This is a genomic window from Allobosea sp. BK604, from assembly GCF_004341515.1.
Classification (GTDB): domain Bacteria; phylum Pseudomonadota; class Alphaproteobacteria; order Rhizobiales; family Beijerinckiaceae; genus Allobosea.
In genome coordinates this window covers 19,154-33,500 of record NZ_SLZF01000001.1, presented here as the reverse complement: position 1 = coordinate 33,500, position 14,347 = coordinate 19,154, and the positions used below count along the sequence as shown (strand labels likewise).

Sequence of the window (14,347 nt, the reverse complement as noted above, 5' to 3'; positions counted from 1 at the left end):
CCGAAAACCGCAATCCACTTTTCGGGCCGATGCACTAGCGGTCCCTGGCTTCCAGCCACGCCAGGGCCTGTGCCCTGTCGCTGGACGGAAACTGACGGATCTCTGCTGCCACGAAATGCCTGGCGATGTGCGGCATGATCTTGAGGAATTCGCTGTCGGTTACGGCAGCGATGCGGTCGATCTGGCGATGGTGATCTCTCACGAACCGCAGATGTGAGACGAGCGCGCCGAAGCTCTCCCAGCCGGGGAATTCCTTCGCCAGGATCATCAATCCGGTCAGGTGGCCGTTCGCTGCGATATAGGGATCGATCTCCTGGGTGAGCTTCTGAAAGTCGGATGCTTCCAGCGGCCCTTCGGGCGAAAGGATGCCGATGCCCTTATCTTGCCGCAGCTCGAAATGGATCATCGTCCTTCTCCCATTCCGCAGGTACTCGACATCATAGGCGATGATGAGCTGCTCTGGTCCAACTTTCCGATGGTCTTGAGGTCCTCCAGGTCGACCTTCAGCTAGACCAAGACTGTAACGAGCCGCCGGTCATAATAGGGCTGCTGCAACCCGGAAGCATTCCTAAGCCGCCGCCCGCGTCAGTCCCTCCCAGGCCGCCATCGCTCCTCGGGCGATCGCCTCCAGCTGTGGCCGCGTGGCGCCGTCGCGGGCCTGGATCGACATGCCCTGCTGGACCGTGACATAATAGCTCGCGATCGCTTCGGCATCGAGGCCGGCGTCAAGCTCGCCGGCGGCGGCTGCCGAGCGCAATCGCGCCGCGATGGCCGTCACGCTTTGCGCTCGCATCTCGCGCAGCTTCGCGCTGGTCTCGTCGCCGACGCCGACCGCATTCACCGCCGAGAGCACGACCATGCAGCCCGGTGGCCGGCCGGGGCGCGTGAAGACGGCGGCGCTCGCCATCAGGTAGCCCTCGATCGCTTCTCGTGCCGTGGCGGCCAGGCTCAGTGGCCCGGCGATCTCGTCGCTCTCGCTGGCCTCGTAAAGATCGACGGCTTCACGATAAAGCCCCTCCTTGCTGCCGAAGGCGGCGTAGAGGCTGGGCGAGCCGATGCCCATCGCTTCGGTGAGATCGGTCAGCGAGGCCGCCTGATAGCCTTTGTCCCAGAAGACCAGCATCGCCTTTTGCAAGGCTTCGGCACGATCGAAGGCACGCGGCCGGCCGCGCTCGGACATGGTCAAAACCTTTCTGTATCGATCACCAGATAATGTTCTTGACGGGTGGCGGCAAGCGATTTAGCTATTTGTGTATTGATCACTACAGAAAAGGCTTCCAGCATGTCTCGTCTCACCGGCAAGAAGGCACTGGTCACCGGCGGCAGCCGCGGCATCGGTGCCGCCATCGCATTGCGTCTGGCCCAGGAGGGCGCCGATGTGGCGCTGACCTATGAGCGCTCGGCCGAGAAGGCCGGCGAGGTCGTGCGTGCCATCGAGGCGCTCGGGCGCAAAGGGGTCGCGATCGCGGCCGACAGCGCCGATCCGGCTGCGATCAAGGCCGCCGTCGACAAGGCCGCGGCCGCGCTCGGTGGGCTCGACATCCTCGTCAACAATGCCGGCATCTTCCGCGGAGGCCCGGTCGCCGAGTGGAGCCTTGCCGATATCGATGCGACCCTGGCCGTGAATGTCCGCGCCGTCGTGCTCGCTTCGCAGGCGGCTGCAGCGCATCTTGGGGAAGGTGGCCGGATCGTCTCGATCGGCTCTTGCCTTGCCGACCGCGTGGTCGAGGAAGGCGTGACGCTCTATGCGATGAGCAAGGCGGCGCTGATCGGCTTCACCAAGGGGCTGGCACGCGATCTCGGGCCGCGCGGCATCACGGTCAATGTCGTCCATCCCGGCTCGACCGATACCGACATGAACCCGGCCGCCGGAGAGCGGGCCGATGCCCAGCGTGCCAGGATGGCGATCCCGCGCTATGGCAAGCCGGAGGATATTGCCGGAATGGTCGCCTATCTTGCCAGCGAGGAAGGGCGCTTCGTCACTGGCGCGGGCTTCGCCATCGATGGCGGCGTCAATACGTAGGTGGCGTCGCGGAAGCGCTCTCTTTGCCCTAGTTGATCACGCAGAAGCCGCCGACCACGACCTCGCTGCGGCACCAGGGTTTCGCGGCGTCGGCCGTCGTGACCTTGAGCAGGGTGGGTTCAGCGCTCGACGGCGGGAACGGCACATGTGTCGGCGCGCTCGCCTTCGCATCGGCCGGTTTGGATGAGCCTCCCATCCGCGGTACGACGACCAAAGAGTTGCCGCTTCGCGCCGGCGTAGCCGGGGCTGCGTGGGACGAACGGCTGCCGCCGAAGCGCATTTTCGCAGCTTCGGCGCTGGCCGGCAGAAGCGCGGCGGCGATGACGATAGTCGCGGCAAGCCGGATCATGCTGATCTCTCCCAGGGAGCAGCCAACCTGCCGCAAGGTGAGGTCGCAGCCAAGCACAGCTTCGGATCAGCCTGAGCAAGCAGTTAAACTTGTCGAATGCAGATCATACCCTTGGGCAAGACAGCCAAGGGGTGGGGCCTATCCTTTACGAAAGCTTGCCCGATCTCCCACATTTTTCCGCGATTGGTCTAACCTCGTGCTAAAGCGCGGCATGGCAAGGTGGCCCGTCTGACGGGAGTGCCTTCACATGTCGGAATTTGCCGGACCGGTGCGCAATTCGGTCCCGGTTCGCCTGGATTGGGTCGATACCGCCAAGGGATTCTGCATGATCCTCGTCGTGCTGATGCATGTCGTCGCCGGTTTCGAGGTGTCGCTGGAGCGGACGAACTGGATCGATCCGTTCATCGATTGGGCCAAGCTCTTCCGGATGCCGGGCTTCTTCCTGCTCTCGGGCCTGTTCGTCTCGCGGCTGGTCGAGCGCGACTGGCCTGAATTCCTCGACCGCAAGATCGCGCCCTTCGTCTATTTCTACCTGCTGTGGCTCGCGATCAATTGCGTGCTGAAATTCCCGACCTGGGGCGACGGCGATATCGGAACGCTCCTGGGCGCCTATGCGCTCGGCCTCGTCCAGCCCTTCGGCATCCTGTGGTTCATCTATCTGCTGGCCGTCTTCTTCGCCGTTACCAAGCTTATCCGGTACCATCCGCTCGCGACCTGGCTGGCCGCGGCCGCGCTGGCGCTCGTTCCAGTGGAGACGGGCTGGCTGCTCGTCGATCGCTTCGCCGAGTACTACGTCTTCTTCCTGAGCGGGGCCCTGTTCGCATCGAAGATTTTTGCGATGGCCGACTGGGTCCGAAGCAATCGTGGCGCAGCGCTGCTGTTCTGGCTGGCCTGGGTCGCAGTGACCGCCTTCCTGACCAGTCTCGGCGGCTATGCGGCGATCTACGAGACACCGGGCGCCGCCCTCATCCTGGGCCATGCGGGCGCGCTCGGCATCATCACCCTGTCCGTCTTCCTGGCCGGGCGCGTGGGCTGGCTGGACTATTGCGGCCGCAACTCGCTGCCGATCTATCTCGCCTTCTTCATCCCGATGGCGTTGACGCGGGTGCTGCTGATCAAGTCGGGCCTGTCCTTCGATGCCGGCGAAGTGTCGCTGCTGCTGACGGTGGTTTGTGTGATAGTGCCGCTGGCGGTGCACAAGCTGCTGGCGGGAACGCCGCTCGCCTTCCTGTTCGAGCGACCGCGCGCCTTCCGCATCGCACCCAGGCGCGCCGCAAGCGAGCGCGCCGTGGCGAGTGGGCGTGAGACCGTCTCGGCCGGTGTTTCGGCCGGCGTCAATGCCCCGGCAGGACGATGATGGTCGGCTTGGCCGGCAGCGTCGCCTTCGAGACGACAAGCTCGGCCGTGTCGCGCCGCTCGACCGGCCAGAGGTCCTGCGAGCGGCCCAGGAAGCGGTTGAGCGTGCCGCCGCCGAAGAAATGCATCGGGATCATCAGCTTGGCCTGGAGTGACTTCAGCACCTCCAGCATGCCCTCCTGATCGAGCGTGTAGCTGCCGTCGACCGGGAAGAGCACGATATCGACCCGGCCGAGCGCGCGCAGATGGCCGGGCTCCAGCGGGTGATGCAGATGGCCGAGATGGGCGATGCAGAGATCGCCGATCTCGAAGACGAACATCGAGTTGCCGTCGAAATCGGTCGAGCCTGAATAGGAGCGGATATTGGTCGGGACATTGCGCACGCGCATGTCGCCGAGGGTGATGTCGTGCTTGGCCGGGCCGGCGCCGGACGGGTCCCAACCGCGCAGCAGCTGCTTGATGGCGGGATCGGGATGCGTCGAATAATGGGTCGAATGCGCCTTGTTCATCGTGGCGATATCGGGCGTGCCGGGCGGGCGGACATAGTCGTTATAGTCGGTCGCGGCGCGGATGCCGCCCGGCGTCTCGATGATGAAGGTGGCATGGCCGACGAAGGTGAGCCGGACCTCGTCCTTGGCGAGCGCGGCGCGCTGGATCGGCAGGCGCAAGCTCGCCATTTCCGGCCGGCAGCCCGGCTCGTCCGATTGGGCACGGGCAGGAGAGGCGAGCATCGCGCCGAAGCCGGCCAGGAGAAGGATGGCTCGCAGCAAGATTTTCGACAGGGTCATCGATGGCTCCCGCGCCGCTCCGGATAGCGAGAGCTTAGGCAAAAGCCGGGCCGTTGAAAGCCGTCTGGCGGTTTCGTGAAGGCGCCGGCGCTTAGCCGGAGGGCGGCGCGTCGGTCTCGACCGCGATGGTTGCGCGGGCGAGGCGATCGAAGAGCGTCCTGCGGCGGACGATCGGCAGCCAATCATAGAGAAACATCTCGGCCGGCCGCCAGATCACGACCCAGCCGATGATGACGAAGCTCTCCTGCACGACGCGGGTAAAGGGGCTCTCGAGATAATGGCCGAAGCTCCAGCTCAGGAGCAGGCAGAGCGCCAGCACGACGAAGCCGATCAGCAGCGCCCGGCGCCCGTCGCGGAAGAGCTCGCGCAATGCATGCGACTCGGCGCGGGCGCGGGCCTCGAACCACTTGCCGATAGCGGTCGCGAGATCGGCCGCGAGTTTCTGGTCGCCACCAAGTGCGGGAAGGTGGATCACGATGCCGATCGGCTTGTCCTTCGGCAGCTCCTGCGCCCATTCGACGATGAAGCGCTCGGCCTCTGCGGAAAGATCGCGCTCGCGGAAGGGGAAGGGGTCGAGCGTGTTGAAGAGCTGGGCACTGTCGCGCAGGCGCAGCTCGATCGGACCCGGATTGTTCGCCGCCGGCATTGCCTTGCCCGCCTGTTCTCGATGGCGCCGTTTGCCATGCCTGCGTCCGGAGCGGTTGCGATGCGCGGCGCGCCTCGTTACATACGCGCCAGATTTCCCGAAAGCCTCAGGCCCTATCCGCAAGCGGAGCCCGCACGCCCATGTCCCGTCAGTTCATCTACCATATGCGCGGCCTGTCGAAGACCTATCCGGGCGGCAAGCAGGTGCTCAACAACATCCACCTGTCGTTCTACCCGGATGCCAAGATCGGCGTGCTCGGCGTCAACGGCGCCGGTAAGTCGACCCTGCTGAAGATCATGGCCGGGTTCGACAAGGAATGGACCGGCGAGGCCTGGGTCGCTGAAGGCGCGCGCGTCGGCTACCTGCCGCAAGAGCCGAAGCTCGACGAGAGCCTGAGCGTGCGCGACAACGTCATGCTCGGCGTCGGCCCGCAAAAGGCGATCCTCGACCGCTATAACGAGCTCGCCATGAACTACTCGGACGAGACCGCGGACGAGATGACCAAGCTCCAGGACGAGATCGAGGCCAAGGGCCTGTGGGATCTCGATTCCAAGGTCGATCAGGCGATGGACGCGCTGCGCTGCCCGCCTGATGACTGGGAGGTCGGCAAGCTCTCGGGTGGCGAGCGCCGCCGTGTCGCGCTCTGCAAGCTGCTTCTGGAGCAGCCCGAGCTGCTCCTGCTCGACGAGCCGACCAACCATCTCGACGCCGAGACCACGGCCTGGCTCGAAGGCCATCTGCGGACCTATCCGGGCGCGATCCTGATCGTCACCCACGATCGCTACTTCCTCGACAACGTCACCAGCTGGATCCTCGAGCTCGATCGCGGCCAGGGCATCCCCTACGAGGGCAACTACTCGGCCTGGTCGGTGCAGAAGCAGAAGCGCCTGGCCCAGGAAGGCCGCGAGGACGCCTCGCGCCAGAAGATGCTAGAGCGCGAGCAGGAGTGGATCTCGGCCTCGCCGAAGGCGCGCCAGGCCAAGAGCAAGGCCCGCATCCAGCGCTATGACGAACTGGTGCAGAAGGCCTCGAACAAGGGGCCGGATACCGCGCAGATCGTCATCCCGATCGCCGAGCGGCTCGGCAACAACGTCGTCGATTTCGAGAACCTGTCGAAGGGTTTCCAGGACAAGCTCCTGATCGACGGGCTCTCGTTCAAGCTGCCGCCGGGTGGCATCGTCGGCATTATCGGGCCGAACGGCGCCGGCAAGACCACGCTGTTCCGCATGATCACCGGACAGGAGAAGCCGGATTCCGGTTCGATCACGATCGGCGAGAGCGTCCAGCTCGGCTATGTCGACCAGAGCCGCGATTCGCTCGACGACAAGAAGAACGTCTGGGAGGAGATCTCCGGCGGCAACGACGTGATCTATCTCGGCAAGAAGGAGATCAACTCCCGCGCCTATTGCTCGGCCTTCAACTTCAAGGGCGGCGACCAGCAGAAGAAGGTCGGCATGCTCTCGGGCGGCGAGCGCAACCGTGTCCACCTCGCCAAGATGCTGAAGAGCGGCGCCAATGTCCTGCTGCTCGACGAGCCGACCAACGATCTCGACGTCGACACCTTGCGGGCGCTGGAAGAGGCGCTGGAGGATTATGCCGGCTGCGCCGTGATCATCAGCCACGATCGCTGGTTCCTCGACCGCATCGCGACCCATATCCTCGCCTTCGAGGGCGACAGCCATGTCGAATGGTTCGAGGGCAATTTCGCCGATTACGAGGAAGACAAGAAGCGCCGCCTCGGCATCGACAGCACTATCCCGAAGCGGATCCAGTATAAGAAGTTCTCGCGCTGAGCGAGGCAGGGGCGCGCGGCCGACGCGGCGGGAGGGCGAGCGCGTTCTCCTCCGCATCCTGCGGTGCGCCCCAGAAGGCTTCGAGGCTCGGGCCGTTGCGGGTTCGCGCCGCCTGACGAACGAAGTCGACGATTTCGTGGAACCAGACGCGCCGGCCCATTTTTGTGTACCAGCGCATGGCTTCGCGGATCTGCGGATCGGGGTGCAGCAGGATGCGCGCCAGCGCCTTGGGGCGGGTCTGAACCAGGACCTCGATCGCCTTGACCCAGGCCAGCAGCACGGCCGGTGAGAGCCGCGTTTCCAGCACCTGGTGCTTGTAGTCCCATTTCGTCCGGTCGGTCTGGATGATCCGCCGTTTCGCGACGTCGCGGAAATACGGCGTCCAGCGATGCGGGGTGGCGTAGAGCAACTGAATCTGGTCAGGGTCGTAGGTCAGGATCTGGCGCAGGCCGCGCCAGAGATCGGTATGGGTCTCCTCGCCAAAGCCGACGACCCAGGTCGCCATCGAGATGATGCCGTGCCGCCGCAGCAGGTTGATCGCCTGCCGGTCGGTCGTCGTGCTGCCGCCCTTGCGGATGGCGTTCAGCGTCGCCTCGTCGGTATTCTCCATGCCGAGCAGCCAGCGAACGATGCCGGCGCGCTTGTAGAGATGCAGGATGTCGGCGTCGCGCACGATATCGTCGGCCCGCGTCGAGCCCGCGATCTGAACCGGGACGTTCTCGGCGATGAGCGCTTCGAGAAAGGCTTTCCAGGCCTTGCGCGAGGAGGTCGGGTTCTCGTCGGCGAGGTTGATGAATTCGACGCCGTGCTCGCGATGGAGCCTGGCGATCTCGCGGGCGAACACGACGGGATCGCGATGGCGCCAGCGCGTCCAGAAGCCGCGCTGGCCGCAATAGGTGCAAGGGTGCGGGCAGCCACGCGAGAACTGCAGCAGCACGGCGCGCCTTCCGCCCCAGTAGCTGTAGCGGCGATGGTCGATCAGCTCCCAGCCGATGCGGCAGGCGTCGAGATCTGCGATCATCTCGGCGGGCGGCGTTGCGAAGGGGCGCCCTTCTTTCCTGAAGGCGATGCCGCGCACGCGCTCCAATGGCTCGTCGCGTTCCAGCGCGGCAACCAGCGCAGGCGCCGTCACTTCTCCCTCGCCGCGGACGATGGCGGCAACATGCGGTTCGCGAGCCAGCACGTCGCGCCAATGGTAGCTGGGATAGACGCCGCCATAGACGATCCGGATCGCCGGATCGAGCCGAGCCACGGCCGCAGCGGCTGCGCAAATGATCGGATGGCCGGATGTCGAGCCGGAATGCCCGAACATCACGATATCAGGCACATGTCCGCAGATCCGCAGGGCGAGCGCCTCGCTTCCGGGCGTATCGAATTCGCCGTCGATGAGCGTGACATCATGACCGGCATCGATGAGCGGGCCGCCTATGGCCAGCAGACCGAGCGGTGGCAGATGGTCGTCCGGGATGCGCGATCCGATTGCGGGATGGGGGACGTTGACGAGAACGATCTTCATGGCGGCATCCAACGGGCGGGCTAAGGGGGCGCGGCCGAGTAGGGCCGCGCCCCAGGGCGCCCGTTGGACGAATCTCAGGTCATTCGTGCAGAATTGGCGCAGTTTGGCCTGAGGCCGGCCCGCGCGAATCCGCTACTCGGCCCTGCCGCTCAACAGCTTCTGCAGCGCGACCAGATCGGTCCCGTCGAAATCGGAGGAGGCGCTGACGCTGGCCCATTCCGCCGCCTCCTTCTGCCTTACCCCGTCCGCCCGGGCGAAGGTGTAGAGCGCGTCGCTGCCGAGGAGGAGATGGGCCGGCAGCGTCTCACGCTCGGCGAGGTCGAGAATGATCCGCGCGATCTTGGCGGGATCGCCGATCTCGTGGCCGACATAGTTCTTCAGCAGGGCGAGGACCGCGCCGACGCTCGGCTCGTAGTCAGGCAGCAGGGCAGGCGCGTTGCCACGGGCGATCTCGCCCCAGTCGGTGCGCATGCCGCCGGGCTCGACCGAGATCAGCTTGACGCCGAACGAGGCCGTCTCCTTGGCCAGCACCTCGGTGAAGCCCCCGACAGCCCATTTCGCCGCCTGATAAGCGCTGAGGCCCGGCGTGCTGTTGCGACCGCCAACCGAGGAGATGTTGATGATGTGGCCCGAGTGCCGGTGGCGCATGCCGGGCAGCACGGCACGGATCAAGTTCACGACACCGTAGAAATTCGTGTCGACCTGGGCGCGGAAATCTTCCGCCGTCGTCTGCTCGAATGGCGCGGTATGGCCGAAGCCGGCATTGTTCACGAGCACATCGATACGCCCGAACGTGTCGATGGCGACGCTGGCCGCCGCCTTGGCCGCCTCGGCGTCGGTGACGTCGAGCGCGAAGGGGAGAAGCGTATCCGGATAGCGCGCCTGCAGATCGGCAAGACGGCCGGGATCGCGTGCCGTGGCGACGACGTTGTTGCCGGCGGCCAGCGCCGCCTCGGTGATAGAGCGGCCGAGGCCGCGGGCGCTGCCGGTGATGAGCCAGGTCTTGATCATGATCTTGCCTTTCAGTGGATTGTGTCAGCGAATCTTGAGTGAGTGCTTGCTCATTTAATTGCCATTCGAGGGTCGTTCCCTGCGTCTTCTCCGCTTGTCGGATTTATGTGGCGAGGCCGTGCCAGAGCACGTCGAAGCCGGCCTTCTTGTAGTGCTCGCGCTGTCCTGGATCGCGCGCGATGAGCTCGATGGTGGCGTCGGTCAGCGCTTCCAGGATGGCGCCGACGAAGGCCTGCGGATGGTCTTTCAGCACGCCATCCCGCCGACTGCGCTCGAGCATGGCGCTGATCTCGCTGAAGGCGGCCGAACCTTGGCGGCGGCTCGCCTCGCTGATCCGATCGGAGACGGCGAGCTGGCGCAGGGCCTTGCGCTCGGCAGAGTGGTCGATGCCCCAGTCGACGAAGCTGTTCCAGACATGCTCGAAGCGCTCACGAGTACCGGCCGCAACCGGGTAGCCCTTCAGTGTGGTCGCGGCGAGATCGGCCTTCAGCTCGAGATAGAGCTGGTTGAGCAGCTCATCCTTGCTGGCGAAATAGGTGAACAGCGTGCCCTCGGCGAGGCCGGCATCCCGAGCGATCCCGGCTGTCGGCGCACTGATGCCTTGCGCCGCCACCAGCTTGATGGCGGAGGCCAGGATCGCTTCGCGCTTTGCTTCGCTGAGGGGGCGGGCCATGGTTGCTCTAAATGAGTGAGTAGTTGCTCATTTATTTAGGTGGAGATGGCGGAGAGTCAAGGGGGCGCGATCGCTTGCCGGCGCGCCCCTCAAATCCGTGCTGGCTCAGTAGGTTCCGGGCACCAGGATGCTCTTGTCGACATCCAGGATATCGCGCTTGCCGCAGAGCGCCATGGTGATGTCGAGCTCCTTGCGGATGATGTCGAGCGTGCGGGTGACGCCTTCCTCGCCCATCGCGCCGAGTCCGTAGAGGAAGGCGCGGCCGATGAAGACGCCCTTGGCGCCGAGCGCAATCGCCTTCAGCACGTCCTGGCCGGAGCGGATGCCGCCATCCATCAGCACTTCCATGCGCCCGCCAACGGCGTCCAGGATCGAGGGCAGGGCCGCGATCGAGGAGAGGGCGCCATCGAGCTGGCGGCCGCCATGGTTGGAGACGATCAGAGCGTCGGCGCCGCTCTTCACGGCGAGCTCGGCGTCCTCTGGATCGAGGATGCCCTTGAGGATCAGCTTGCCGCCCCAGAGGTCCTTGATCCACTTGACGTCGTCCCAATTCAGCTGCGGGTCGAACTGCTCGGAGGTCCAGGAGGAGAGCGAGGAGAGGTCGCCGACGCCCTTGGCGTGGCCGACGATGTTGCCGAAACTCCGGCGTGGCGTGTCGAGCATGCCGAGGCACCAGCGCGGCTTGGTCATCAGGTTGAGGATGTTGACGAGCGTCGGCTTCGGCGGGGCGGAGAGGCCGTTGCGGATATCCTTGTGACGCTGGCCGAGGATCTGCAGGTCGAGCGTCAGCACCAGCGCCGAGCAATGGGCGGCCTTGGCGCGCTGGATCAGGCGCGTGATGAAGTCGCGATCCTTCATCACGTAAAGCTGGAACCAGAAGGGCGAGCCGGTGTGGTTGGCGACGTCCTCGAGCGAGCAGATGCTCATGGTCGAGAGCGTGAAGGGCACGCCGGCCTTGGCGGCGGCGCGGGCAGCGAGGATCTCGCCATCGGCGTGCTGCATGCCGGTGAGGCCCGTCGGGGCGAGCGCGACCGGCATCGAGACCGGCTGGCCGATCATGGTCGAGGCGAGCGAGCGGTTGGTCATGTCGACCGCGACGCGCTGGCGCAGCTTGATCCTGGCGAAATCGCTCTCGTTGGCGCGGTAGGTACCCTCGGTCCAGGCGCCGGAATCGGCGTAATCGTAGAACATGCGGGGGACACGGCGCTGAGCGAGGACGCGCAGGTCTTCGATGGTCAAGGGCTGGGACATTGCTCTGGCAGCTCCGCAGGACGGTCGAGGAGCGCTCGGTCGCACGGAATTTTCGGCGAGGCAACAGTCGTTCGCGTCACAGTGCTCCAGCGCCCCGGGTTTAGGTTCTCCCCCGGGAAACAGGCGCGAGCTGAACCCAATTCGCTTGCATCGGAGACCTCCTCGTGCCGCGCCGATGCAACCGTTGGGCTGCTCCGGCCGTTCCAGTAGGGCCGATCCGCCCGCATTGCCACTTCAAGGGATCTTTCCATGGGTTTGCGGCTTGCCGCTGCGCTGCTGTTCTGCGTCCTCTCCCTGCCGTCCCTCGGGCAAGTGCCCGCCGCTCCGGAACCCGTCACCTGGAAGACCGGCCGGGAGGCCGCCGCCATCGAGCGCCGGGTCGAGGCGCTGCTGAAACGGATGACGCTGGAGGAGAAGGTCGGCCAGCTTCACCTGTCCGGCCGCGGCGAAGGCTTCAATGCCGCCCGCATTCGCGAGGGCCGGATGGGCGCGGTGATGAATTTCGTCGTGCCGCAGGAGATCGCCGAGGTCCAGAAGGCGGCGCGGGAGTCGCGGCTGAAGATCCCGCTGATCATCGGGCTCGACGCCGTCCATGGCTTCTCGACGTATTTTCCGCTGCCGCTCGGCCAGGCCTCGAGCTGGAATCCGGAGCTGATCGAGGAAGCGGCCTATTGGACCGGGCGCGAGGCGCGCGCGGCCGGCATCAACTGGACCTTTGCGCCGATGGTCGACATCTCGCGCGATCCGCGCTGGGGCCGTGCTCTCGAAGGGGCGGGCGAGGATCCTTATCTCGGCTCGGTCGTAGCCGCCGCCCGCACGCTTGGCTATCAGCGCGGCGGCGTCGCGACGACGGTGAAGCATCTCGCCGGCTATGGCGCGAGCGAGGCCGGACGCGACTACAATTCAGTGTGGATCCCGACCAGCCAGCTCTTCGACATCTACCTGCCGCCGTTCAAGGCCGCGTTCGATGCGGGGGCGATGACGACGATGGCCGCGTTCAATGCGCTGAACGGCATGCCGACCACGGCCGACCGCAATCTTCTGACCGGGCTGCTGCGCGGCAGGTGGAGGTTCAAGGGTCTCACTGTCTCGGATTTCGGCTCGATCTCGGAGCTCAAGCAGCACGGCATCGCAGGGGACGATGCGGAAGCTGCGCGCAAGGCTCTGCTCGCCGGCATCGACATGGACATGATGGGGGATGCCTATGACAAGCACCTCGCCGACGAGGTGAAGGCCGGACGCGTGCCGCTGGAGGCGGTCGACGAAGCCGTGCGCCGCGTGCTCAGGGTCAAGTTCCATCTCGGCCTGTTCGAGCGACCGGATGTCGATGTCGCTGCCGCGCCTAAGCTGATGCAGACCGAGGAGGCGAGGCAGGTGGCACGCCGCGCTGCACGCGAGGGCATCATCCTGCTCAAGAACGCCAATGAAACCTTGCCGATCAAGCCTACGGTGAAGTCCGTTGCGGTGATCGGCGCCATGGGGGTGCCGGAGGCCGAACGGGTCTGGACCGATCCGGCCGGGCTCGGCCGGCGCATCGGCCAGTCGCTGCCGGAGGCCCTGAAGGAACGGCTGCCAGCCGATGTCGACGTGACCTACGAGCCGGCCTTCACCAGGAACTGCGGCACCGAATTCGCCGACAAGGATGCCGCGATCCGCGCCGCGGCGGCGAGCGACCTCATCATCGCCATGCTCGGCGAGGATTGCGAGTTCCTCGGCGAGGCGTCCTCGCGGGTCAATCTCGGCCTGCCGGGCGTGCAGCAGGAACTGCTCGAGGCGCTGGTCGCGACCGGCAAGCCGGTCGTGCTCGTCTTGGCCACCGGCCGCCCGCTGGTGCTGACCTGGGCCGACAGCCATGTCGCGGCGATCGTGCAGACCTTCCACGGCGGCACGGAAGGCCGCGCGGCGATCGCCGAGATGCTGAGCGGGCAGGCAAATCCATCGGGCAGGGTGCCGATGAGCTTTCCGCGCTCGGTCGGCCAGATCCCGGTCTATTACAATCACCTGCCGACCGGCCGGCCGCAGACGAGAGTCGGCGAGCGCTATGAGTCGATCTACATGGACGAGCGCAACGAGCCGCTCTACCCGTTCGGCTTCGGCCTGTCCTATAGCCGCTTCACCTACGCCAATCCGCGTGTCGAGCGCGAAGCCGTGCCGCTGAACGGCACGGCGAAGGTCTCCGTCGACGTCAGCAATGCCGGGCCGCGCGATGGCCAAGAGGTGGTACAGCTTTATATCCACCAGCCGGTGGCGAGCCGCTCCCGTCCGGTCAGGGAGCTCAAGGGCTTCAAAAAACTATTGCTCAAAGCAGGGGAAACGGCGACCGTGAGGTTCGATGTGCCGGCAAACCAGCTTGGCATGCACGACGATGCCGGCCGCTACATTATCGAACCGGGACAGATCGACATCTATCTCGGTGGGTCTTCATTGGCCGAATCAGTGACGAAAATCACATTGATAGAGCGCTAATCAATATCACTGAGTGCATGCCTGCCCTTTGCTCTCGACATGGAAGGATTTTCGGTCAATCCTTCCATGGCGGGACGTTCGCATGCTTTGCATGCGGAGGTCTCGAACGACGCGGGGCTATAGAGGATGCGGCGATGGCGACCGGAACCGTGAAGTGGTTCAATACTGAGAAAGGCTTTGGGTTCATTCAACCTGCGGATGGCGGCAAGGATGTCTTTGTGCACATCACTGCCGTCAAGGAAGCAGGCATGATGACCTTGACCGAAGGGCAGAAGGTCTCGTTCGAGCTGAAGACCGAACGCGGCAAAACAGCGGCTGGTTCGCTGAAACTGCTCTGAACGCCTTGGGCCTGGCTGATTTTGTGACGATCGCACTACGATTGCGACGATGACAGACAGCTTTGCCTGCGGCGTGGTCGCGGGTGTTTCTCGGCTCCAGTCCTGCCGGCTGGTCCTATACTTGTCATGGCGGCCGC

The 14,347-nt window shown here is 65.2% G+C and carries 14 protein-coding genes; 5 read left to right on the top strand and 9 right to left on the bottom strand.

What is annotated here, in order from left to right:
- Positions 1–34 precede the first annotated feature (34 nt).
- Both EV560_RS00140 and EV560_RS00135 read right to left on the bottom strand, forming a co-directional pair.
- Positions 35–406, bottom strand: coding sequence for a SpoIIAA family protein (locus tag EV560_RS00140; protein ID WP_131852806.1), 372 nt, complete (start codon positions 404–406; stop codon positions 35–37).
- A gap of 162 nt (positions 407–568) precedes the next feature.
- Positions 569–1,180, bottom strand: coding sequence for a TetR/AcrR family transcriptional regulator (locus EV560_RS00135; protein WP_131852804.1), 612 nt, complete (start codon positions 1,178–1,180; stop codon positions 569–571).
- 102 nt (positions 1,181–1,282) lie between these two features.
- Here EV560_RS00135 and EV560_RS00130 point away from each other — a divergent pair, with 102 nt between their 5' ends.
- Entirely contained in the window at positions 1,283–2,023 is a 741-nt protein-coding gene (locus tag EV560_RS00130) for a 3-oxoacyl-ACP reductase family protein (RefSeq protein WP_131852802.1), read from the top strand.
- A gap of 28 nt (positions 2,024–2,051) precedes the next feature.
- Here the strand turns inward: EV560_RS00130 and EV560_RS00125 are convergent, their stop codons facing one another.
- A complete protein-coding gene (locus EV560_RS00125) occupies positions 2,052–2,372 on the bottom strand; it encodes a hypothetical protein (protein WP_131852800.1) in 321 nt (106 codons plus the stop codon).
- A gap of 247 nt (positions 2,373–2,619) precedes the next feature.
- Here EV560_RS00125 and EV560_RS00120 point away from each other — a divergent pair, with 247 nt between their 5' ends.
- Positions 2,620–3,729, top strand: coding sequence for an acyltransferase family protein (locus EV560_RS00120; RefSeq protein ID WP_131852798.1), 1,110 nt, complete (start codon positions 2,620–2,622; stop codon positions 3,727–3,729).
- Here the strand turns inward: EV560_RS00120 and EV560_RS00115 are convergent.
- Both EV560_RS00115 and EV560_RS00110 read right to left on the bottom strand, forming a co-directional pair.
- On the bottom strand, positions 3,707–4,516 hold the full coding sequence (locus EV560_RS00115) for an MBL fold metallo-hydrolase (protein ID WP_131852796.1): 810 nt from the start codon (positions 4,514–4,516) through the stop codon (positions 3,707–3,709). The two genes, EV560_RS00120 and EV560_RS00115, sit on opposite strands and share 23 nt — an antisense overlap.
- Positions 4,517–4,607: 91 nt before the next feature.
- A complete protein-coding gene (locus EV560_RS00110; protein WP_131852794.1) occupies positions 4,608–5,162 on the bottom strand; it encodes a hypothetical protein in 555 nt (184 codons plus the stop codon).
- A 140-nt stretch (positions 5,163–5,302) separates the two neighbouring features.
- On the opposite strand from EV560_RS00110, the gene ettA reads away from it, so the two are divergent.
- On the top strand, positions 5,303–6,955 hold the full coding sequence (gene ettA / locus EV560_RS00105; protein ID WP_131852792.1) for an energy-dependent translational throttle protein EttA: 1,653 nt from the start codon (positions 5,303–5,305) through the stop codon (positions 6,953–6,955).
- On the opposite strand, the gene bchE is transcribed toward ettA, so the two are convergent.
- The 4 genes from bchE to EV560_RS00085 form a co-directional block, all read right to left on the bottom strand.
- Positions 6,915–8,471, bottom strand: a complete 1,557-nt coding sequence (gene bchE, locus EV560_RS00100; RefSeq protein ID WP_131852790.1) for a magnesium-protoporphyrin IX monomethyl ester anaerobic oxidative cyclase — start codon at positions 8,469–8,471, stop codon at positions 6,915–6,917. The two genes, ettA and bchE, sit on opposite strands and share 41 nt — an antisense overlap.
- Positions 8,472–8,603: 132 nt before the next feature.
- Positions 8,604–9,482 carry an SDR family NAD(P)-dependent oxidoreductase gene (locus EV560_RS00095; RefSeq protein WP_131852788.1) on the bottom strand — a complete coding sequence of 293 codons (879 nt, stop codon included), beginning with the start codon at positions 9,480–9,482 and terminating at the stop codon, positions 8,604–8,606.
- Positions 9,483–9,585: 103 nt separating this feature from the next.
- Complete coding sequence (locus EV560_RS00090) at positions 9,586–10,155, bottom strand: TetR/AcrR family transcriptional regulator (RefSeq protein WP_131852786.1); 570 nt, start codon at positions 10,153–10,155, stop codon at positions 9,586–9,588.
- A 105-nt stretch (positions 10,156–10,260) separates the two neighbouring features.
- Positions 10,261–11,406, bottom strand: coding sequence for an alpha-hydroxy acid oxidase (locus EV560_RS00085; RefSeq protein ID WP_131852784.1), 1,146 nt, complete (start codon positions 11,404–11,406; stop codon positions 10,261–10,263).
- A gap of 249 nt (positions 11,407–11,655) precedes the next feature.
- On the opposite strand from EV560_RS00085, the gene EV560_RS00080 reads away from it, so the two are divergent.
- On the top strand, positions 11,656–13,872 hold the full coding sequence (locus tag EV560_RS00080) for a glycoside hydrolase family 3 N-terminal domain-containing protein (protein WP_131852782.1): 2,217 nt from the start codon (positions 11,656–11,658) through the stop codon (positions 13,870–13,872).
- Positions 13,873–14,006: 134 nt separating this feature from the next.
- The gene (locus EV560_RS00075) at positions 14,007–14,210 is read left to right on the top strand and encodes a cold-shock protein (RefSeq protein ID WP_131852780.1); all 204 of its coding nucleotides are present in this window, start codon (positions 14,007–14,009) and stop codon (positions 14,208–14,210) included.
- Positions 14,211–14,347: the final 137 nt, after the last annotated feature.